Raw genomic sequence first — 17,897 nt, forward strand, 5'->3', positions numbered from 1 at the left:
TCCCCCGGGCGCGGTCATCGAACCCGGGTAGCGCCTGTCAGTTGGGCCGCTGGCCCTTCCGCCTCCGGAGCACCACGAGCAGCACGCCTCCGACGGCGAGCGCTGCGGCCGCGAGGCCGCCCGCCAGGAAGAGCCCGGACGCGCCGGTGCTGGCCAGGGTTGCGGGGCGTTCATCTCCCAGCGGACGTACGACGACGGCGGTGCCGGCTGCGGGGGTCGGCGCACCGTTCGCGGCAGGCGCCACAGCCGGGGTTGCGGCCGGCGGGACAACCACCGGCGCGTCGACAACCGGCGGCACAACCACCGGCGCCTCGACAACCGGCGGCACAATCACCGGCGCGTCGACAACCGGCGGCACACCGACCGCCGCGTCGACAACGGGTGGGGCGGCCGGAGGCGGAGGCGCAGCCGACACCGGAGTAGCCGCGGCGAAATCGAACGCCACGGCTCCGGATGCACTGAATCCGTTGACCGTTTCGGCCGTAAAACGCAGGGGCCCGTCGCCGGCAGGCGCAGTAAACGACCACGTCCCGTCGGCGTGCACCGGCACTTCGAAGGGCGCGTCTCCTGCCAGCGTTACCTTGACCTTTGAGCCGGCCGCGACTGCGGAGGCCGGCGCGGCGGCAACCATGCCTGTGACGGTCTGGCCGGCGTCGAACGTTGCACCGGGGGCGGGCGCGGTCACGGTGGGCTTGTTGAGGAAGAGTTGCAGCTGGACTCCCCCGGGGATGCTGGCGAGAGAGTTCTCGAGGGTGGCGGCAATGGCCCGCGTCTGAACGCCGTTGAGAATTTCCGCTCCGGTGTGCGTGCCCACCGCGTAGTTGCCGCTGATCCAGGGGCCGCCTGAATCACCGCCCGCGGACGTGACGGATGTTGAGTCGAAGGCGCGCACAGGACGCAGGTCGTTGTCGTAATTCGGCGGCATACTCTTTGACCCGGGCATCATCAGGATGGCAATGGAATCAATAAAGCCGCACTTCCACCCTGTCGTCCGTCCCGACCGGCACACGGGATCGCCCTGCACCGGGGCTTTGGTCCCCACAATCTTGACGGGGTCCGGAGTTTTGGCATCTCCCCAGGTGGTGGCGGCCGGCTCGAGATTGAGGCCGGGGGCGATGTCCTTGATGACCGCAATGTCGGTGCCCACTGGAGATCCATCTGCCGTTGCCGCGGCATTGTTGGGCCCACCGAACTGGCTGAACCCGAAGTTGCCGAGTGGGGCCAGCGGAGGCAGCGGCCACGGGGTGGGCGAAGGACTCCCGCTGGCCGGTGCCCAGCTGAGCGGCTCAAGGCCGGCAGCCTTGGCCGAACCGTCCTGGGTGCAATGCCCGGCGGTAAGTACCAGTGGAAGTCCTGTGGGCCCAAACGCGCTGAAGCCGGTCGAGCACCTGACCATGCTGTCGACAAAATATCCCTGGCCGCCGAAAATATCGTCCTCGGTTTTGACGGCTGCGCCCTTCTCCAGCTGCACATTCGCGTAGCGGGACACAAACTGCGCAGGGGTCAGCTTGCCGGCGGTGGCCGGTGCAGGTGTGGTCCCCGGCGGGGAGGGCTGTCCGCCCCCGGTGACGGGGGCATCGGATTCCGCAGTATTCACGGAACCGGTGCGGATCACAAAGTGCCCGTCAGTGTAGGCAACGGCCTGAAGGCCCCGGGTTCCAACCTCCCTGACGTAGGCCTGGAACAGCTGATCAATATTTTGCGCCACCAGCTCCGGTGCAGAAGGAGCCGGATCCGGCTGAACTGCGGCGGGGGTGGCACTTGGCACGGGGGCGGCCGATACAGCCGTGGATTCGGGCGTTCGGGAGGACTGTGCCGGCCGTGCAGCCATGGATGGCGTCAGCACAAAGTGTGCCGGGCCAGGTTGGTTGAGCTCATCCACTTTGGCGTGGAGGGCCGGGCCCGCACCTTGGATGAGGATCTCGCCGTTCTTCAGGCTGACGCCCACAAAGCCGGGAACCGCCTGCAGGGCGTCGAGGGCGTCGGCTGCACGCCGGCCAAGTTCCCCGGCGGCGTTGAATTCCGCCAGGCTCATGCCCAGATCACGAAGCACGGCTTCCGAAAGGCCCGATTCCGACGGCCCGGATGAGGGAGAGGAAGCTGCTGCCGAATCGTTGGCGCCCGGGGCGGCCACCGCCGGGACAACACCGAATCCCAACACCAGAGCCATGCCTGCGATTGTTCCTGCGGCAGAAATTCGTTTCATTCGGGTAGCCGTTCCGCTCGTCCTGCTAATACGTCCGTTCCGCACGGAAGCTGCTAGGCCTGCTCACGTACCGGTCCACCACCTGTCACAATGGCCACTTAAGTCACAAGGGTACCGGCCTGTTGAGGAGCCGATCAATGGCGTTGATTTCTTCCAGGCACAAACCGTGCTCCAGCAGGAACGCCCGGGTATCCAACTCCCGGACGAATTGCACCACCATCCGGCCCCGCTCTTCCAGCAGTGGCGTAAGTTCTGCGTCGTGGAGGTAGCGCTCACGCGCGTGCGGAGGACCGTGCGTCCGGTAACGCTCGTTGATGCCGCGGGCGGCCTTTGAGTAACCGTCGGCGATGAGTTGATCGGAGTGGCCCGCGAGATCCTGCATCATGGCCGCAACCATTCCGCTGCGGTCCCGGCCGGCCGCACAGTGAATGACGACGGCGCCCGTTACGGCCTCAGCCACAGCCCGGAAGACTTCCACGAACTTCGCCGGGTAAAGCCTGACGTTGTGCAGGTAATGGGCGGGATCGTTGAGGTACGGGCCGCAGACGGCGGTAAACCGCGGGTCGCCGGGTTCCTCGGTGGCGGCAATGACGATCTTCACGCCTGACCACGCGCGGTCGGCCACAACCGGGTCCGTGTCCCGCCGCAGCGCCTCGCGGGGGTGACGCAGATCCACCACGGTGCGGACGCCGTCGTCGTACGCCTGCTGCCACCCGGTTTCGGTGAGCCATTCGCGCCGCCCCATGCGGTAGACGCCGCCGGCGACGTGCCAGGCATTAACGGCCCCGTCCCAGCCCACGGGCCCGCCTCGTTTGTCCACCCGCAAAGCTAACCACAAAGCCGCTCCCGGCTCTATGCGCGGATGCCGGTATTCATACGTAGCCGGGTATACGGAAAGTCGAGTACACCCACTCAGTGACGGGTGCCGGCTTGGGGCGTACGGTAACCATTACCCGTTTGTGTCGCTCGTCCAATTGATCAATCTGAGGGGAATCCGATGGCAACGTCAGCAGTACGACGACGGCGCTCGGCTTTTGCAGCCGGGCTCGCCACCATGGCCATGGCGCTGGGCTTTGCAGCCGTTCCGGCGGAGGCCGCACCTCCACCCAAGGCCGACTATGTTGCGCTGGGTGATTCCTACACGGCGGGGACAGGGGCAGGCCCCTTCGACATTTCGTCCGCTCCCCGGTGTCTCCAGAGCCGCGGCGGTTATGCAGACATCGTTGGTAACACCGGTCGGGTAAATCTCGAAGTCAACGCCGCTTGCAATGGGGCACTCCTGTCGCCGAATAGCCCGCTCTATATGGCGGACACCAGTGCCACCACCGTTGCCGAACAGATTCTTGCCAATGGGGGCCCCCTCGCTGCAGCCGAATTTGTCACCATCACGGCCGGCGGCAACGATGTGGGCTTCAGCAGTGTGGTTCTGACGTGCGCCACCCAACCGCAAAATTGCGCGGCCGTACTTCCGCCCACTGCCACCCTCACAGACCTTCGCGTCGGACTGGCCGAAACGTACGGCGCCGTTCGGACGGCAGCCCCGACCGCAAAGATCGCTGTGCTTGGCTATCCCAGGCTGTTCGATGCCAGCGTGAGCGTGCCGAACGTTGACCCGTCAGTACTAAATGCACTCAACACGGCAACCGACGCCCTGAACGCCACCATTGCCTCCGCCGCTAACGATGCAGGAGTGCAGTTCGTCGACGTCACCAACCGGTTCATTGGCCACGCAGCCAATTCTGCTGATCCGTGGATTGTTTTTACGCCAGATAACCTGATGAATCCGCAGAACCTGCACCCGAACCCGGCCGGTTATTCCCTGGGCTATGCCGCAGCGACAATGGGAGCCGTGAAGCCGGCCCAACTCGCCCGGCGTTAACCGCTCTGAGCTAAAGCTGTGAAGCTCGCCAAGCACCCCCTACCGGTGCTTGGCGAGCCTGTGTTCGAGCCCATTCCGGACCATGGGCCACTCGTGTTCCAGGATGGAGAACACCACGGTGTCGCGGAGGACGCCGTCGCTGGTCCGGCGGTGGCTTCGCAGCACGCCGTCCTGCTTGGCGCCGAGCCTGGCAATGGCCTCCCGCGACTGGTGGTTCATAAAGTGCGTGCAGAATTCCACCGCCACGCAGCCGATGGTCTCGAAGGCGTGGCGTAACAGCAGCAGTTTCGAGTCCGGGTTGGTGCCGGTGCCGTGAACGGACTCGGCATTCCAGGTGTAGCCGATCTCCACTCGGGGCGTGGCGGCGTCGATATTGCAGTACGTGGTCATGCCGATGATCGGCCCCGGACCGCCCGTGGTCGGGTCGATGAGCCTGGTGGTGAACGGCAACATGGACCCCTGCGCCTGCATCTCCAGCCGGCGTTCAATCTCCGCGGTCATTTTCTCCGGCTCGGGAACGGACGTGTACCAGAGATTCCACAGCTCGCCATCGCGCGCTGCGGCGACTAGCCCGTCGTGGTGTTCATGGCTGAGCGGTTCAAGGATGACGTGCCGGCCGGTGAGGGTAATGGGTTCGAGAAAAGTCACGGCACCAGCCTAGGCCCGCCAACCCCTGCCGGTTACTCTGGGGACACCACCAGGACCCGAACTGAGGGAGTAATTGTGACTGGACCTAATCCCGATCCGGAGGACGACAAGATCACCGGACTGGAACCGGGCGGCGGTGTTCCTCCCGGCGAAACACCGCCCGGTGAAGGTTCCGTGGCGGGCACGCATGAACCCGTAATTAAGGGCTCAGGAAAAGGCTTGCAGGTGTTCTGGATAGGCGCCATCGCCGCCGGCGTACTGCTGGTCCTGCTCTTCTTCATCGGCTACATTGTGGGTTTTTTCGACTGACCGGCTCTGAACCGAACGCCCGCTACACCACCCGGATACCCAGGTGTCCGGCAAGGAGCGGGGCCAGCAGGCTCAGCTGGTAGTCGTCTACCACCAGCCCGGCCAAGCTGCCCAGGCCGCTGATGGTCCGGAAATCGCTGCCGCGGACGTCGAAGTCCTTCAGCCGTGCACCAGTGAAGTCCAGCGCCCCAATGGTGCAGTTCTTCAGTTCCACCCGGGTTCCCATGGCGGAACCCAGGTCCAGTTCGTTAATGATGCAATCAGTGATCAGGACGTCCGTCAGTTTGGCTCCGCGCAGGTTGAGGAAGTCCAGCTTGCCGCCGTCGATCCGCACGGACTGCATGCCGCTCTCGTAGAGTTCAGCCGACCCGAGCCGAGGGTTGTTCAGGTGCACGTCACGCCACGTGGAACGGGCCGCCCTGAACACTGGCGCGTACAGCTCGGACACGATGCAATCGCGGAAGCCTGCCCCGCGGAGTTGGGTGTCGTTAAACGAGACGCCCTGGAACTCGCACTCAGCGAAGTCAGTGCCGCTCAGTTCGAGACCGTCGGCAGCTACGCGGCTGTACCGGACGCCGTCGTACTTTTCACCCCGCCGGAAATCCGGGGCAGCGTCCTCGGTCAGGTCCTCCAACCGGACCTCCGAGAGCCGGGGACCCGTGACTTTGGGCAGCTTGGCCGCCACTAGAGCGATTCCGCTTTGGCCGCGATTTCCGCCAGGTCCTTCGCGAGGGCCTTGCGGGTGATGCTCATGCCGATCTTGCCGAACAACGCCATGGTGACCTTGCTGAGAACGGTGGGATTGACGACGTCGGCACCGAAGGTCAGCGTAAGGTCCGTTCCGCCGTCCCGCTCGGCCAGGCTGAAGCGGGTGGTGTAATCGGCGCCGCCCTGGTGCGCCTTGACGGTGGTGCTGCGGGGCGGATCGGCCTTGGCCACCCACATTTCCACCGTTTCAGCCCGGCCCATCATGGTCCGCGTTTCCTTCCAGCGGGTCCCTTCACCGTAGGGCCCGTCGGTGAGCAACTGCACGGCCTTGATGCCGGAGAGCGTTGCGGGGGAGCCTGGAATGTCCGAGATAACGGTCCAAACCTTGTCCGGACGGGCATCGATGTGCTGGGTCAGGTTTGTTGTGTGATCCATGCATCGAGCCTAGCCGGGGAGCGTGACATCGGGCAGGAGTTGTCCCGGGGGCTTGAAATGATAAGCATGCTTTGTGTTATGGTGAAATTGCATTGTTCGATCAACGCACAACGAAAGGCGGCCAGCCATGGGCCTCGGAGACAAGATCAGCAACGAAGCGGAAAACCTCGGCGGCAAGGCCAAGGAAGCGACCGGAAACGCCACCAACAACGACCGCCTGAAGGCCGAAGGCCAGACCGACCAGGTCAAGGCTGACGCAAAGAAGGTCGGCGAAGACGTCAAGGACACCTTCAAGAAGGACTAGTCCTTCAAGAACCGGAAGGCGGCGGATCCTCATGGGGGATCCGCCGCCTTCCTTTTGCCCTTTTCCTGGAGCGCGGCGGCTACCCTTGGCCCATGACCTACGTCGACATCAGTGCCCGGAGTGCCGCTGCGGGAGGTTCGCCCTCCCTGGGCGGATACCTCGCCACACCCCCGGGCCCCGGCCCGTTTCCCGCCGTCCTGATGATCCACGAAGCGTTCGGGCTGAACGACCAGATACGGGCACATGCGGACAGGCTGGCCCGGGCGGGGTACCTCACGCTCGCGGTGGACCTGTTCAGCGACGGCGGTGCCCGCCGCTGCCTGGTCAGCACCATGCGCAGCATGATGACGGGGAGCGGCCGGGTCTTTACCGACCTTGCCACAGCCCGGGCCTGGCTGGCCGCCTCACCCTTGTCCACCGGAAAAACCGGCGTGATCGGGTTCTGCATGGGCGGCGGCTTCGCCCTGCTGGTGGCCCGCGACGGCTTTGACGCGGCCTCGGTTAACTACGGCCGCCTGCCCCAGGACCTGGAGGGAGCCCTCCGCGGGGCCTGCCCCGTCGTGGCCACCTTCGGCGGTAAGGACAAGACCCTCAAGGGCGCCGCGGACAAGCTCGAGACCGCGCTGGACAACCTGGGGATCGAAAACAGCGTCAAGGAATTTCCCACCGCCGGCCACTCGTTCCTCAACGAAACCGAGGAAGGTCCGGCAGTGCTCCGGCCGCTGATGCGCGTGATGGGCATCGGCCCCGACCCCCAGTCCGCCCCCGAGGCGTGGCGGCGGATCGAGGACCACTTCGCCCGGCACCTGAAGGGCTCGGACGCAGCGGCAACGCCAAATAACGACGTCGGCGGGTCGCCCCCGAGAGGGTGACCCGCCGACGTCGTACTTCTGGGCGCCCGGTTACTGAGGCGGAACCGTCAGCTGAAGAGCTCACTCTTGGGCTCGTTGTGCTTGACCTTCTGCCAGCCCAGCCACAGCACCAGCGCGAAGAACGGGATGGTGGCAAGGGTCCAGAGGCCCAGCATGAAGACTTCGCCCGTGTCGCTGGTCATGGTGTCGAACCCGATCAGCACGGTGATCGCGAGCAGCGCCACGAGTCCCGCCCAGCTGGTCCACGGCGAGCCGGGCATGGGCAGCGACGACACCTTGCCCTTCTTCTTCCGCAGCGCGATCTGGCTGGCGAAGATGGAGCCCCACGTGAAGATGACGCCGATGGAGGCCGAGTTCAGTGCGAGGTCGAACGCGTGCGAGCCGCCCAGCCAGATGTTCAGCAGGATGCCCACGAGGTACACAGCGGCGATGGCCAGGATGCCTGCGTACGGGATGTGCCGGCTGGACATTTTGGTCAGCCACTGCGGGGCATGACCGTTGTTGGCCATGGTGCGGAAGATCCGGCCAATGGAGTACAGGCCGGTGTTGCAGGAGGACAGCGCCGCGGTGATGACGATCATGTTCATGACGTCGCCCATCCAGGCCAGGCCCATCTGGCCAAACACCGTCACGAACGGTGACGTGCCGGCGTGATACTGGTCCGAGGGCAGCAGCATGGCCAGGAGGGACACCGAGCCCACGTAGAACACCACGATGCGGACCACAACGGCGCGGATGGCCTTGGGGACTTCGCGCTCCGGGTTCTCCATTTCGCCGGCGGTAATGCCCACCAGTTCGATCGCGTTGTAGGCGAAGATGACGGCGTTGAGCACCAGGATCATGACCAGGGCACCCTTGGGGAACATGCCGCCGTCGTCGTGGAAGAGGTTGTTGACCGAAGCGTGGCCGTCGCCCACCTTGGCGTTGGTGACCACCATGAACGTGCCGACGGCGAGGAAGGTGACGATGGCCGCCACCTTGAGGCAGGACGCCCAGAATTCAAACTCGCCGAACGCCTTGACGCTGAGCAGGTTCACGGCCACCAGCAGCACCAGCGCGGCGATGGCGGACAGCTCAACGGGGACGTTCGGGAAGAAGAACTGGAAGTAGAGGCCGATCGCGATGAGCTCGGCAATGCCGGTCATGGCCCAGTTGATGAAGTACATCCAGCCGGACAGGTAGGCGCCCTTCTTGCCGAACATCTCCCCGGCGTAGCTGACGAACGAGCCGGAGGTCTGGCGGTACATGATCAGTTCACCGAGCGCCCGCATCAGCAGGTACGCGATCACGCCGGCGATGGCGTAGGAGAAGATCAGGGCGGGTCCGGTGGAGGCCAGGCGTCCGCCGGCGCCCATGAAGAGCCCGACGCCGATCGCGCCGCCCATCGCGATCATGGTTACGTGGCGGCGGCCCAGGGTCTTTTTGTAGCCCTCGGCGCTGAGGGAAGAGTCGACGGCGGCGGATGGCGCCGCCTGGCTCTTAAGTTCTGTGGGGGTACTTTGAGGCACAACAATTCCTTGTGGAGTCGGGGGGTGGCCAGCACAAGGTCCCAGGCGTTGAGGGCCCGCGCGGCTTTTCAATCTTACAAGGTGCCGTTATGTGTTCGTGACGCGGGCAACACTCAGCGGCGGTTAACGCGAATTAAAATGGCCAACTGGCGGATCGCACCAAATGATATTTCGGCTTGATTCCGAAATAACGCACAAGCTGCGAAGTCATTCGGCCGGTCATCAGGCTCGCGCCAGCACCCCGCGGTCCATCGAATACCGGATCCATCGACCTGCCTCGGCAGTCCTCGACTTTTCGTTCTTCTTCGCATTCCGGGCAAACCAGTCCCGGAGGGCGCGGTCGTGGCTGACCATGACCAGGGTCCCGGCGAAGTCGGCGAGCGCTTCCTCAAGCTGCTCCACCAGCACGGGCGCCAGGTGGTTAGTGGGTTCATCGACGACCAGGGTGCTGAAGCCACCCAGGAGCAGGCGGGCGAGGGCAAGCCTGCGCTGCTGGCCCGCGGACAGGCTGCCCACCGGGACGTGGAACTCACTGGTGCGGAACAGGCCCAGGCGAAGGAGGGCCTCGGCATGTTGATCGACGTTGCCGCCCAGGCCCGCCACGAAGGCTGGCAGCAGACGCAGCGAAGGCCGCTCAGGCAGTTCGAGCTCCTGCTGCAGGTAGCCGACGCGGGCCGGGCGCACCACAGCCCCCTCGGCCGGTTCCAGAGTGCCGGCCAGCACGGACAGCAGCGTGGACTTGCCGGCGCCATTGGGGCCGGTGATGAGGATCTTGTCGCCGGTCCACGCTTCAAAATCTGTAGGACGCAACCGGCCGGGAACACTCACGCCGCGAACCGAGAGCACCGCCGAGGGCTCATCCAGGCCGGCCGACGTCGGCAAGACTTCAGGGCCCACGGCCAGATCCGCGTTCAGCCGCAGGGGAACCGGCGGGCGGTCAACCGGGCTGGCCTCAAGCCGGCGGAGTCGCTCCTGGGCGTTGCGGACCTTGCTGGTCGCCGCCTTCTGCCAGGTGCCGGCTTTGAAGTCGAAGCCCATCTTGTCGCCGTCGCGTTTGCGGGCGTAGCCCATCTTCCCGGTCACGGTGTCCGCCTGCCGCTGTTCGGCCTCCATCGCGTCGATCCACTGGTGGTAGTCCTGGACCCAGCGCTGACGTTCTGCGGCCTTCTCGCGGAGGTAACCGTCATAGCCGTTGCCGTAACGGGTCACCGCACGGCGCTCGGCATCCACCTCGATAATGGTGCTGGCCACCCTGCGGAGCAGCACGCGGTCGTGGGACACCACCACCACGGTGCCGCGGTGCGCAGCCAGCCGGTCCTCCAACCACGCCGTTCCGCGGGCATCCAAGTGGTTGGTGGGCTCGTCCAGGAGCAGGATGTCCGCCGGATCGGCCAGGACACAGGCCAGCGCCACACGTTCCTGTTCACCGCCGGAGAGCGAGCCCAGGAGCCGGCCCCGGTCCAAGCCGCCCAGGCCCAGCCTGTCCAGCGCAGCCTCCACCCTGGATTCCGCCGCGTAGCCTTCGCGCAGCTGGTACTCGGTCTGCAGCCGGCCGTAGGTCTCCAGCTCGTCATCCTCGGCGTCGGCCAGGCCAGCCTTCAGCCGGTCCAGCTCGGCCTCGAGCATCCGCAGCGACGCCAGGGATGCGTCGATGGCGGCACCGACGGTGAAGGATTCCGGCAGCCCGTGGGTCTGGGCAAGGTAGCCCAACCGCCCGTGGCTGCTCACGGCGCCTTGGTCGGGAGCCTCGAGCCCGGCCAGGAGTCGGAGCAGCGTGGATTTCCCGGCGCCATTCTCGCCGACGATCGCCACGTGCTCGCCACCGGTGATGACCAGGCTAATGCCGTCAAGCAGCAGCCGGTCGCCGTACCCATGGGAAACGCCCGAAAGATTGAGATGTTCAGTCACAGGAAGTCCTTTTGATTTTCCGCAGTATGACCGCCGGAGCAGATGCAGGCTCAGATAAGGCTCGACGGCGGCCGTGGATTGGGAGGTTGCAGTCCGGTCCGGCCGGGCTGCTGCTTAGGACTTCATCGGTCCAGCCTGCCTTGGCCAGGCCGGCAGGTCAATACGGAATCCCGAATAAAAGTTTTCGGTATGCCTAAATTAGGCTATCTTGGTGGTATCAGTTCGCCCCGATGATGAGGACCGTGATGGCTATTCCCACACTTCAGGCACGGCGTGCGGCAGGGGGGCGATGGTCACGCCTACTCCTGATGGGACCGGCGTTTGTTGCCGCCATTGCCTACGTGGATCCCGGGAACGTTGCCGCCAACCTGACGGCCGGTGCCAGCTATGGGTACTTGCTGGTCTGGGTTTTGGTGGCGGCGAACGCGATGGCCGTTCTGGTGCAGTATCAGTCGGCGAAGCTCGGCCTGGCAACGGGTATGAGTCTCCCCGAGATTATGGGCCGGCGCCTGGGCAAGGGCCGCCGGCGGTTGTATTGGGCCCAGGCTGAAGTCGTGGCCGGGGCGACCGACATGGCCGAAGTCATCGGCGGTGCGGTGGCACTGAACCTGCTCTTCGGGCTGCCGTTGCTGGCCGGTGGCATCATCATCGGCCTGGCGTCGATGCTGCTGCTGGCTCTGCAGTCCTCCCGCGGCCAAAAGTCTTTCGAGTACGCGATACTGATCCTTCTGGGCGTGATCGCTATCGGTTTCGTGTCGGGGCTTTTCGTGAATCCACCGGACGCCGGAAGCGCCTTGAACGGCCTGATCCCCCGCTTTGAGGGAACGGATACGGTTCTTCTCGCGGCCAGCATGCTCGGGGCAACCGTGATGCCGCACGCCATCTATCTGCATTCGGCGCTGGCCCGGGACAGGCACGGCTTCTCGGAGGATCCTGCCGTCCGGACACGGCTTATCCGGGCGACCCGGTTCGACGTTGCCGGGGCCCTGATGCTCGCCGGGATAGTCAATATCGCAATGCTCCTACTGGCCGCGTCGAGCCTTCGCGGCGTTGAAGGGACGGACACCATTGCCGGCGCCCACGCGGCTGTCACCTCCGCTCTCGGCCCGGTCATTGGCGTGGCGTTCGGCATCGGGCTGCTGGCGTCGGGCCTGGCCTCAACATCGGTCGGCTGCTACGCAGGTGCCACCATCATGGGCGGGCTGCTGCGGGTCCGCGTGCCGCTGCTGACCCGCCGTGTGATCACCCTGATCCCGGCACTGGTGGTCCTGGGGGCCGGGATCGAGCCGACCCTGGCCCTGGTTCTGAGCCAGGTCCTGCTCAGCTTCGGAATACCGTTCGCCCTGATCCCCCTGATCCGGCTCACGGGAAAACGCGACGTCATGGGCATCCACACGGACTCGTTGCCGCTGAAGATCGCAGGCTGGACCAGCGCGGCGCTGATCGTTGTCCTGAACTGCGTCCTGATCGCCCTCACCATCACGGGCCAGACCTGACGAATTCCGCACCCACGGGCCGCGAGGCGGAAGTTAAGCTGAATGCATGACAACCACACACCGGCGACCACCCGCTCCGCAGCCTGAGCTGTACCGGTTTTCCCCTCTGGATTTCGGTAACGTCGGCCTGTACGTGGCCGTGGCCGGACTGTTCGCCGTCGCCGGTGAACTGCTCGCCCCGCTCCTGCGGCAACTGGCCCCCAGCCCCGCCGCCGCCTCCTACGGTGTGAACCTGCTCTTCTACGGGTCCGTTGGCATCCTGGCGGTGATTGCCGCGCGGCGGGTCATAAACCGGGACCTGCGGGTGCTGGCCACACGGCCCTGGTTCACCCTCATGATGATTCCCGCGGCGGTCATAGCCATGATGATTCTCACCGCGCTGGTGGTCTCGGCCGCCGGCGGGGTGCAGACCTCCGCAAACCAGGCCGGGCTGCAGGACCTGATGCAGCAGGTCCCCGCCTGGCTGATGGTGCCGGTGGTGGTGATCGTGGGCCCCTTCGTGGAGGAGTACATCTTCCGGCACCTGCTGATCGGCAAACTCAGCCGGCGGGTCAACATCTGGCTGTGCTGCGCGCTGTCCGCGGTCCTGTTCGCCGCACTCCACATCGTGGGGCAGGAAGCGATCACCTTACCTGCCCTACTGCCCTACCTGGCCATGGGCGCCACCCTGGTGTTTGTGTACGTCTGGACCGGGAGGAACCTGATGTTCTCCTACTTCGTGCATGCGGCGAAGAACCTGCTCGCAGTCATTTTCATCTACGCCATCCCGCCGGAGCTCTTCGAGCAGCTCCAGCAGGCACAGCCCTAAGCCAGCCAGTGAGGAGGGGGCTGCCTCCCCTATCCACCAGTCCGCCCCCGCGACTAGGTTGGTGCCATGGGACTGAAGATCCAGATGGTGGTTGACAGCAAGAACCCGCACGAGCTCGCTGACTGGTGGGCGGAAACCCTGGACTGGGCCGTTGAGCCGCAGGATGAGGCCTTCATCCGCTCCATGATCAGCCAGGGCTACGCCACGGAAGAGGAAACCCTCACCCACCACGGCAAACTGGTGTGGCGGACCGGACAGGCCATCCGTCCGCCGGAGGAACTCGAGGCCAAAGCACCCGGCCACCGCGTCCTGTTCCAGGCGGTCCCGGAAGGAAAGACCGTCAAGAACCGCGTCCATTGGGATGTCCGCCTGGACGGCCGGGACAAGGACGAGGTCCGGAAGCAGCTGGAAGCCCGTGGGGCCACGTTTCTCTGGAGCGCCAGCGAAGGGCCGCACGGATGGCACACCATGGCCGATCCGGAAGGCAACGAGTTCTGCATCAGCTGACCCGATTACTAGACTTGTCCGGTGAGCAACCAAATTCCCGCCAAGGTGTCCGATGTCTTTGACCCCACCCGCTGGCGCACCGTCTCCGGCTTCGATGACTTCCAGGACATGACCTACCACCGTCAGGTGGAACGCTCCGCGGACGGCACCGTGACAAGGGACCTGCCCACCGTCCGGATCGCGTTCAACCGCCCCGAAGTCCGGAACGCGTTCCGGCCCGGCACCGTGGACGAGCTCTACCGGGCCATGGACCACGCCCGCATGACGCCGGACGTCGCCACCGTCCTGCTCACCGGCAACGGCCCCTCCCCCAAGGACGGCGGCCACTCCTTCTGCTCCGGCGGGGACCAGCGGATCCGCGGCAGGGACGGCTACCGCTATGCCGACGGCGAGACCCAGGAAACCATCGACCCCGCCCGCGCCGGCCGCCTCCACATCCTGGAAGTCCAGCGGCTCATGCGCACCATGCCCAAGGTGGTCATCGCCGTCGTGAACGGCTGGGCCGCCGGCGGCGGACACTCCCTGCACGTCGTCTCAGACCTCACCATCGCCTCCCGCCAGCACGGGAAGTTCAAGCAGACAGACGCCACGGTGGGAAGCTTCGACGCCGGTTACGGCTCCGCGCTGCTGGCGCGCCAGATCGGCCAGAAGGCAGCCCGGGAAATCTTCTTCCTCGCCCGCGAATATTCCGCTGAGGACATGGTCCGCTTGGGTGCCGTCAATGAGGCTGTGGACCACGAGCGGCTCGAGGAAGTGGCCCTGGAATACGCCGCGGACATCGCCCGCCAGTCACCCCAGGCCATCCGCATGCTCAAGTTCGCCTTCAACCTCGCCGACGACGGCCTGGCCGGCCAGCAGGTCTTCGCCGGCGAAGCCACCCGCCTCGCCTACATGACGGACGAGGCCGTGGAGGGCAAGGAAGCCTTCCTGGAAAAACGCGACCCGGACTGGTCCCGCTTCCCGCACTACTTCTAAGGCAGGACGGCACATGAACATCGGACGCCAGCACATCGGGCCTCTGGACATCGAACCGGCGCTCACCGCACTGGCCGCCGCGCTCCGCGGTGAGGGACCCGCCGTCGAACTTTCCGTGAACCCGGACGGCGAGCTCGTGGTGGGGCACACGGAGACCCCTGGCTGCGATGACGCCGTGGCAGTGGTCAGGACGTCCGGCTCAACCGGGGCGCCGAAGGCCACGGTGCTGACCGTTGAAGCGCTGGCGGCCTCCTCCATGGCCACCGCGCTTGCCCTCCAGGGCGAAGGCCAGTGGCTCCTGGCGCTGCCGGTGCAGTTCGTGGCCGGCGTGCAGGTCCTGGTCCGGTCGCTGTTCGCCGGCACCCGGCCATGGGTCATGGACATGTCCGGCGGCTTCACTCCCGCAGCATTCACTGCCGGCGCCCTGGAGTTGACCGATAAGATCCGCTTCACCTCGCTGGTGCCCACGCAGCTGCAGCGCCTCCTGGAATCGCCGTCGCCGGAAACCCTCGCCGCCCTGCGCCGGTTCGATGCCATCCTGCTGGGCGGCGCACCGGCGTCGCACGCGCTGCTGACCGCCGCCCGCGAGGCCGGCCTCAGGGTGATCACCACCTACGGCTCCGCGGAAACCTGCGGCGGCTGCGTGTACGACGGCGTGCCGCTCACCGGCGTGGAGGTCCGGATAGCGGAGGACGGCCGCATCCTGCTGGGCGGCGACACCATAGCCGCCGGCTACCTCGACGCGCCCGAAAGCACGGACACGTTCTTCGAGGAAGACGGCGTCCGCTGGTACCGCACCAACGACCTTGGCACCCTCGACGCGGACGGCCGGCTCACCGTGCTGGGCCGCGCCGACGACGTCATCATCACCGGCGGTGTCAAGGTCTCCGCCGCGCACGTGCAGGAAGAGCTGGAAAAGTCCGACGGCGTCGCAGCGGCCTTTGTGGCCGGCGTTCCGTCTGCGGAATGGGGCCAGGCCGTGGCTGCCTTTGTGGCGCTGGCCCGCGCCGGCGCCCCGCCGGGCGCGGAAGGCGCCTCCCCCAGCGGGGATCACGCCGTCGTGCTTGAACACGACTGGCACCAGCGGCTGGGCCTGCTGGCACCCAAAACCGTGCTGGCCGCGCCGGAGCTGCTGATGCTCCCCAACGGCAAACCGGACCGCCTGGCCATGATCGAGCGGCTCAACGCCCTGCATCAGGGAAAGTAGAGTAGAGCTGCACCGGCGCCCATCCGCGGCCGGCGCGCAGACCGTTACACCGTTCTTCCCAACCCAACACGAGGTACTCACCGTGGCCACAGCCGCACAATGGATCCAAGGCGCCCGCCTCCGCACCCTGCCGGCCGCCATCGCCCCCGTGCTGATCGGCACCGCAGCGGCCTATGAGCTGGATTCGTTCCGCCCCGTCAACGCCGTCCTGGCGGCCCTGGTGGCGCTGCTCCTGCAGGTCGGCGTGAACTACGCGAATGACTATTCCGACGGCGTCCGCGGCACCGATGATGACCGTGTCGGTCCGCTGCGCCTGGTGGGTTCCGGCGCAGCCCGGCCCGAGCACGTCAAGTACGCGGCATTCGGAACGTTCGCCATGGCCATGCTGTTCGGCCTGGCACTGGTGGTGATCACCCAAAGCTGGTGGCTGATCCTGGTGGGAATCGGGTGCGTGATGGCAGCCTGGGGCTACACCGGCGGCAAAAACCCTTACGGCTACATGGGCCTGGGCGACGTCTTCGTTTTTGTCTTCTTCGGCCTGGTGGCAACCCTCGGCACCACCTACACGCAGGCCGGACAGATCAGCCTGTCCGCGGTCATCGGCGCCATCGGCACCGGACTGATCGCCACGGCGCTGCTGATGGCCAATAACGTGCGCGACATTCCCACCGACATCCAGGCCGGCAAAAAGACCCTCGCCGTGCGCCTGGGCGACAAGCACGCCCGTGAAAGCTACGTGCTGATGCTTGCCGTAGCCATCCTGCTGGTGGTGATCCTGGCGCCCGGGCGGCCCTGGATCCTGATTGTGCTGCTTCTCATCCCGGCCTGCCTGATGCCGGCCTGGCTGATGATCAACGGACGCAAACGCAAGAGCCTGATCCCCGTGCTCAAACAGACCGGCCTGATCAACCTCGGCTACAGCGTGCTTTTCTCACTGGGGCTGGTCCTCAGCCACGGATTTTAGGCGTCGGGCGTCTTCGGGGTGCTGGAACGGATGGTGACATCCGGGTTGGTGTCCAGGAGGCTGTCCTCCGCGTCTGCGTCAGCAACCTCGCCGGCGCTGCGCAGCGGCTTGGCTTTGCCGGAGAACCGGTGGTGCAGGGAAGCGGTCGCGTCGTCGCGCTGCTTCTGGAAGAACAGGTAGCTGACGGCAAAAGCAATCAGCCCGGCGCAGATCACCGACAGCACCGCCCCCAACTGCAGGAACATAAACAACACAAAGAGCGGCGCAAACAGCGCCAGCCGGATCAGGGAGTATTTCAGGAAAGCCACCGTCCAAGTTTAGCCGCCCTCCCTGAACGCCAACCGCCTGCGGACGATAGACTTAATGGCATGCTCTTCCGTGTGGTTCTGGCCGTCGCAGTACTCGTCGTCTTTGTGTATGGACTGGTGGACGTGATCCGCACTGACGCCCGCCAGACGCGGGGCATCTCGAAGCCGGCCTGGATCGCCGTGATGATTGTCCTGCCGGTAATCGGCGCCGTCCTGTGGCTGCTGATCGGCCGTCCCGGGAGCACCGCACCGGTACTCCGGCAGTACAGCGGTCCCACGGCTCCTGATGACGATCCCGATTTCCTCCGGAACCTGGAGATGCGCCGCCGGAAGCAGGCCGAAGCCGCCCGCCTCAAAAAGCTCAAGGATGAGCTGGAGTCGAAGGGCGACGCCGGTCCGGCCGGCACCGGATCCGACGGCACGGGAGACGCAGACACCCACGACACCGGCGACGTGAAGTAGGACCCATGCCCCAGCACCCCGACGGAGACCACCAACTGCCAGTTGCCCCCGCCGGGGCTGTTACGCCCCCTCCCCCGCCGCGGCCCGGCCTGTCCTACACCGCCCCGGCACCCATTGAAGTCATCCCGGAGACTCCGCGCAGTATCAGCGTGGCCCGGGGGCTCTGGCTGCTCAGCCTCATCGCAGGCAGCGCCGTCGTGGTGGGATCTTTCCTGACCCGCACCTCCAACTTGGAGCGGCTCCGACCCGTGGTGGACGAGATGGCGCCCGGCGGCGATGCCGACGCCATCAGCACCTCCGCGGGCATCGTCTTTTGGGGCAGGAGCGTTGGCATTTGATGGTCCGCAAATCTTTTCTGAATTTGTGGGTAGCCCGGCCTCGCTGCTGGGCTTG

General features: G+C 65.8%; 20 protein-coding genes. 12 read left to right on the forward strand and 8 right to left on the reverse strand.

Annotated features, from left to right (window positions below; translation table 11 throughout):
* Nucleotides 1-37: 37 nt before the first annotated feature.
* On the reverse strand, nucleotides 38-2,206 hold the full coding sequence (locus AB4Y73_RS02040) for a S1 family peptidase (protein ID WP_441867858.1): 2,169 nt from the start codon (nucleotides 2,204-2,206) through the stop codon (nucleotides 38-40).
* 103 nt (nucleotides 2,207-2,309) lie between these two features.
* Nucleotides 2,310-3,026 carry a tyrosine-protein phosphatase gene (locus tag AB4Y73_RS02045; RefSeq protein WP_441867860.1) on the reverse strand — a complete coding sequence of 239 codons (717 nt, stop codon included), beginning with the start codon at nucleotides 3,024-3,026 and terminating at the stop codon, nucleotides 2,310-2,312.
* 177 nt (nucleotides 3,027-3,203) lie between these two features.
* On the opposite strand from AB4Y73_RS02045, the gene AB4Y73_RS02050 reads away from it, so the two are divergent.
* Complete coding sequence (locus AB4Y73_RS02050; protein ID WP_441867862.1) at nucleotides 3,204-4,085, forward strand: SGNH/GDSL hydrolase family protein; 882 nt, start codon at nucleotides 3,204-3,206, stop codon at nucleotides 4,083-4,085.
* Nucleotides 4,086-4,124: 39 nt separating this feature from the next.
* Here the strand turns inward: AB4Y73_RS02050 and AB4Y73_RS02055 are convergent, their stop codons facing one another.
* Entirely contained in the window at nucleotides 4,125-4,733 is a 609-nt protein-coding gene (locus AB4Y73_RS02055; protein WP_441867864.1) for a GNAT family N-acetyltransferase, read from the reverse strand.
* 75 nt (nucleotides 4,734-4,808) lie between these two features.
* On the opposite strand from AB4Y73_RS02055, the gene AB4Y73_RS02060 reads away from it, so the two are divergent.
* Nucleotides 4,809-5,042 carry a DUF6480 family protein gene (locus tag AB4Y73_RS02060; RefSeq protein WP_441867866.1) on the forward strand — a complete coding sequence of 78 codons (234 nt, stop codon included), beginning with the start codon at nucleotides 4,809-4,811 and terminating at the stop codon, nucleotides 5,040-5,042.
* Nucleotides 5,043-5,064: 22 nt separating this feature from the next.
* Here AB4Y73_RS02060 and AB4Y73_RS02065 read toward each other — a convergent pair whose 3' ends face one another.
* Both AB4Y73_RS02065 and AB4Y73_RS02070 read right to left on the reverse strand, forming a co-directional pair.
* The gene (locus AB4Y73_RS02065; RefSeq protein ID WP_441867868.1) at nucleotides 5,065-5,727 is read right to left on the reverse strand and encodes a pentapeptide repeat-containing protein; all 663 of its coding nucleotides are present in this window, start codon (nucleotides 5,725-5,727) and stop codon (nucleotides 5,065-5,067) included.
* A complete protein-coding gene (locus tag AB4Y73_RS02070) occupies nucleotides 5,727-6,185 on the reverse strand; it encodes an SRPBCC family protein (RefSeq protein WP_441867870.1) in 459 nt (152 codons plus the stop codon). Before AB4Y73_RS02070 ends, AB4Y73_RS02065 begins: the two co-directional genes overlap by 1 nt.
* A gap of 127 nt (nucleotides 6,186-6,312) precedes the next feature.
* On the opposite strand from AB4Y73_RS02070, the gene AB4Y73_RS02075 reads away from it, so the two are divergent.
* Nucleotides 6,313-6,489, forward strand: a complete 177-nt coding sequence (locus tag AB4Y73_RS02075) for a CsbD family protein (RefSeq protein WP_441867872.1) — start codon at nucleotides 6,313-6,315, stop codon at nucleotides 6,487-6,489.
* Nucleotides 6,490-6,581: 92 nt separating this feature from the next.
* Entirely contained in the window at nucleotides 6,582-7,361 is a 780-nt protein-coding gene (locus AB4Y73_RS02080) for a dienelactone hydrolase family protein (protein ID WP_441867874.1), read from the forward strand.
* 47 nt (nucleotides 7,362-7,408) lie between these two features.
* Here the strand turns inward: AB4Y73_RS02080 and AB4Y73_RS02085 are convergent, their stop codons facing one another.
* Both AB4Y73_RS02085 and AB4Y73_RS02090 read right to left on the reverse strand, forming a co-directional pair.
* Nucleotides 7,409-8,869, reverse strand: a complete 1,461-nt coding sequence (locus AB4Y73_RS02085) for an amino acid permease (RefSeq protein ID WP_441867876.1) — start codon at nucleotides 8,867-8,869, stop codon at nucleotides 7,409-7,411.
* A gap of 222 nt (nucleotides 8,870-9,091) precedes the next feature.
* Complete coding sequence (locus AB4Y73_RS02090) at nucleotides 9,092-10,777, reverse strand: ABC-F family ATP-binding cassette domain-containing protein (protein WP_441867878.1); 1,686 nt, start codon at nucleotides 10,775-10,777, stop codon at nucleotides 9,092-9,094.
* A gap of 245 nt (nucleotides 10,778-11,022) precedes the next feature.
* On the opposite strand from AB4Y73_RS02090, the gene AB4Y73_RS02095 reads away from it, so the two are divergent.
* The 6 genes from AB4Y73_RS02095 (at nucleotide 11,023) to AB4Y73_RS02120 (ending at nucleotide 16,734) form a co-directional block, all read left to right on the forward strand.
* Complete coding sequence (locus AB4Y73_RS02095) at nucleotides 11,023-12,273, forward strand: Nramp family divalent metal transporter (RefSeq protein WP_441867880.1); 1,251 nt, start codon at nucleotides 11,023-11,025, stop codon at nucleotides 12,271-12,273.
* Nucleotides 12,274-12,319: 46 nt separating this feature from the next.
* A complete protein-coding gene (locus tag AB4Y73_RS02100; RefSeq protein ID WP_441867882.1) occupies nucleotides 12,320-13,081 on the forward strand; it encodes a CPBP family intramembrane glutamic endopeptidase in 762 nt (253 codons plus the stop codon).
* A gap of 66 nt (nucleotides 13,082-13,147) precedes the next feature.
* Entirely contained in the window at nucleotides 13,148-13,588 is a 441-nt protein-coding gene (locus AB4Y73_RS02105; RefSeq protein WP_441867884.1) for a VOC family protein, read from the forward strand.
* A 21-nt stretch (nucleotides 13,589-13,609) separates the two neighbouring features.
* Nucleotides 13,610-14,563 (forward strand): 1,4-dihydroxy-2-naphthoyl-CoA synthase, encoded by a 954-nt coding sequence (locus AB4Y73_RS02110; RefSeq protein ID WP_441867886.1) that lies wholly within the window; start codon nucleotides 13,610-13,612, stop codon nucleotides 14,561-14,563.
* 13 nt (nucleotides 14,564-14,576) lie between these two features.
* Nucleotides 14,577-15,770 (forward strand): AMP-binding protein, encoded by a 1,194-nt coding sequence (locus AB4Y73_RS02115; RefSeq protein ID WP_441867888.1) that lies wholly within the window; start codon nucleotides 14,577-14,579, stop codon nucleotides 15,768-15,770.
* Between the two features lie 82 nt (nucleotides 15,771-15,852).
* Nucleotides 15,853-16,734 carry a 1,4-dihydroxy-2-naphthoate polyprenyltransferase gene (locus AB4Y73_RS02120; RefSeq protein WP_441867890.1) on the forward strand — a complete coding sequence of 294 codons (882 nt, stop codon included), beginning with the start codon at nucleotides 15,853-15,855 and terminating at the stop codon, nucleotides 16,732-16,734.
* Here AB4Y73_RS02120 and AB4Y73_RS02125 read toward each other — a convergent pair.
* Nucleotides 16,731-17,042, reverse strand: coding sequence for a DUF4229 domain-containing protein (locus tag AB4Y73_RS02125; RefSeq protein WP_441867892.1), 312 nt, complete (start codon nucleotides 17,040-17,042; stop codon nucleotides 16,731-16,733). The two genes, AB4Y73_RS02120 and AB4Y73_RS02125, sit on opposite strands and share 4 nt — an antisense overlap.
* 60 nt (nucleotides 17,043-17,102) lie before the next feature.
* On the opposite strand from AB4Y73_RS02125, the gene AB4Y73_RS02130 reads away from it, so the two are divergent.
* Nucleotides 17,103-17,504: a PLD nuclease N-terminal domain-containing protein gene (locus AB4Y73_RS02130; RefSeq protein WP_441867894.1), complete on the forward strand. Its 402-nt coding sequence runs from the start codon at nucleotides 17,103-17,105 to the stop codon at nucleotides 17,502-17,504.
* A 5-nt stretch (nucleotides 17,505-17,509) separates the two neighbouring features.
* Nucleotides 17,510-17,842 (forward strand): hypothetical protein, encoded by a 333-nt coding sequence (locus AB4Y73_RS02135; RefSeq protein ID WP_441867896.1) that lies wholly within the window; start codon nucleotides 17,510-17,512, stop codon nucleotides 17,840-17,842.
* The last annotated feature ends 55 nt before the right edge of the window (nucleotides 17,843-17,897 follow it).

Origin of the sequence: Pseudarthrobacter sp. TAF60_1 (genome assembly GCF_052113505.1) — a bacterium.
Classification (GTDB): domain Bacteria; phylum Actinomycetota; class Actinomycetes; order Actinomycetales; family Micrococcaceae; genus Arthrobacter.

Excerpts from the sequence above, each read along its gene's own strand:
- AB4Y73_RS02095 (WP_441867880.1), top strand. The coding sequence starts at position 11,023 with ATGGCTATTCCCACACTTCAGGCACGGCGTGCGGCAGGGGGGCGATGG.
- AB4Y73_RS02130 (WP_441867894.1), top strand. The coding sequence starts at position 17,103 with ATGCTCTTCCGTGTGGTTCTGGCCGTCGCAGTACTCGTCGTCTTTGTG.
- AB4Y73_RS02080 (WP_441867874.1), top strand. The coding sequence starts at position 6,582 with ATGACCTACGTCGACATCAGTGCCCGGAGTGCCGCTGCGGGAGGTTCG.
- AB4Y73_RS02075 (WP_441867872.1), top strand. The coding sequence starts at position 6,313 with ATGGGCCTCGGAGACAAGATCAGCAACGAAGCGGAAAACCTCGGCGGC.
- AB4Y73_RS02135 (WP_441867896.1), top strand. The coding sequence starts at position 17,510 with ATGCCCCAGCACCCCGACGGAGACCACCAACTGCCAGTTGCCCCCGCC.
- AB4Y73_RS02040 (WP_441867858.1), bottom strand. The coding sequence starts at position 2,206 with ATGAAACGAATTTCTGCCGCAGGAACAATCGCAGGCATGGCTCTGGTG.
- AB4Y73_RS02050 (WP_441867862.1), top strand. The coding sequence starts at position 3,204 with ATGGCAACGTCAGCAGTACGACGACGGCGCTCGGCTTTTGCAGCCGGG.
- AB4Y73_RS02105 (WP_441867884.1), top strand. The coding sequence starts at position 13,148 with ATGGGACTGAAGATCCAGATGGTGGTTGACAGCAAGAACCCGCACGAG.
- AB4Y73_RS02070 (WP_441867870.1), bottom strand. The coding sequence starts at position 6,185 with ATGGATCACACAACAAACCTGACCCAGCACATCGATGCCCGTCCGGAC.
- AB4Y73_RS02100 (WP_441867882.1), top strand. The coding sequence starts at position 12,320 with ATGACAACCACACACCGGCGACCACCCGCTCCGCAGCCTGAGCTGTAC.
- AB4Y73_RS02115 (WP_441867888.1), top strand. The coding sequence starts at position 14,577 with ATGAACATCGGACGCCAGCACATCGGGCCTCTGGACATCGAACCGGCG.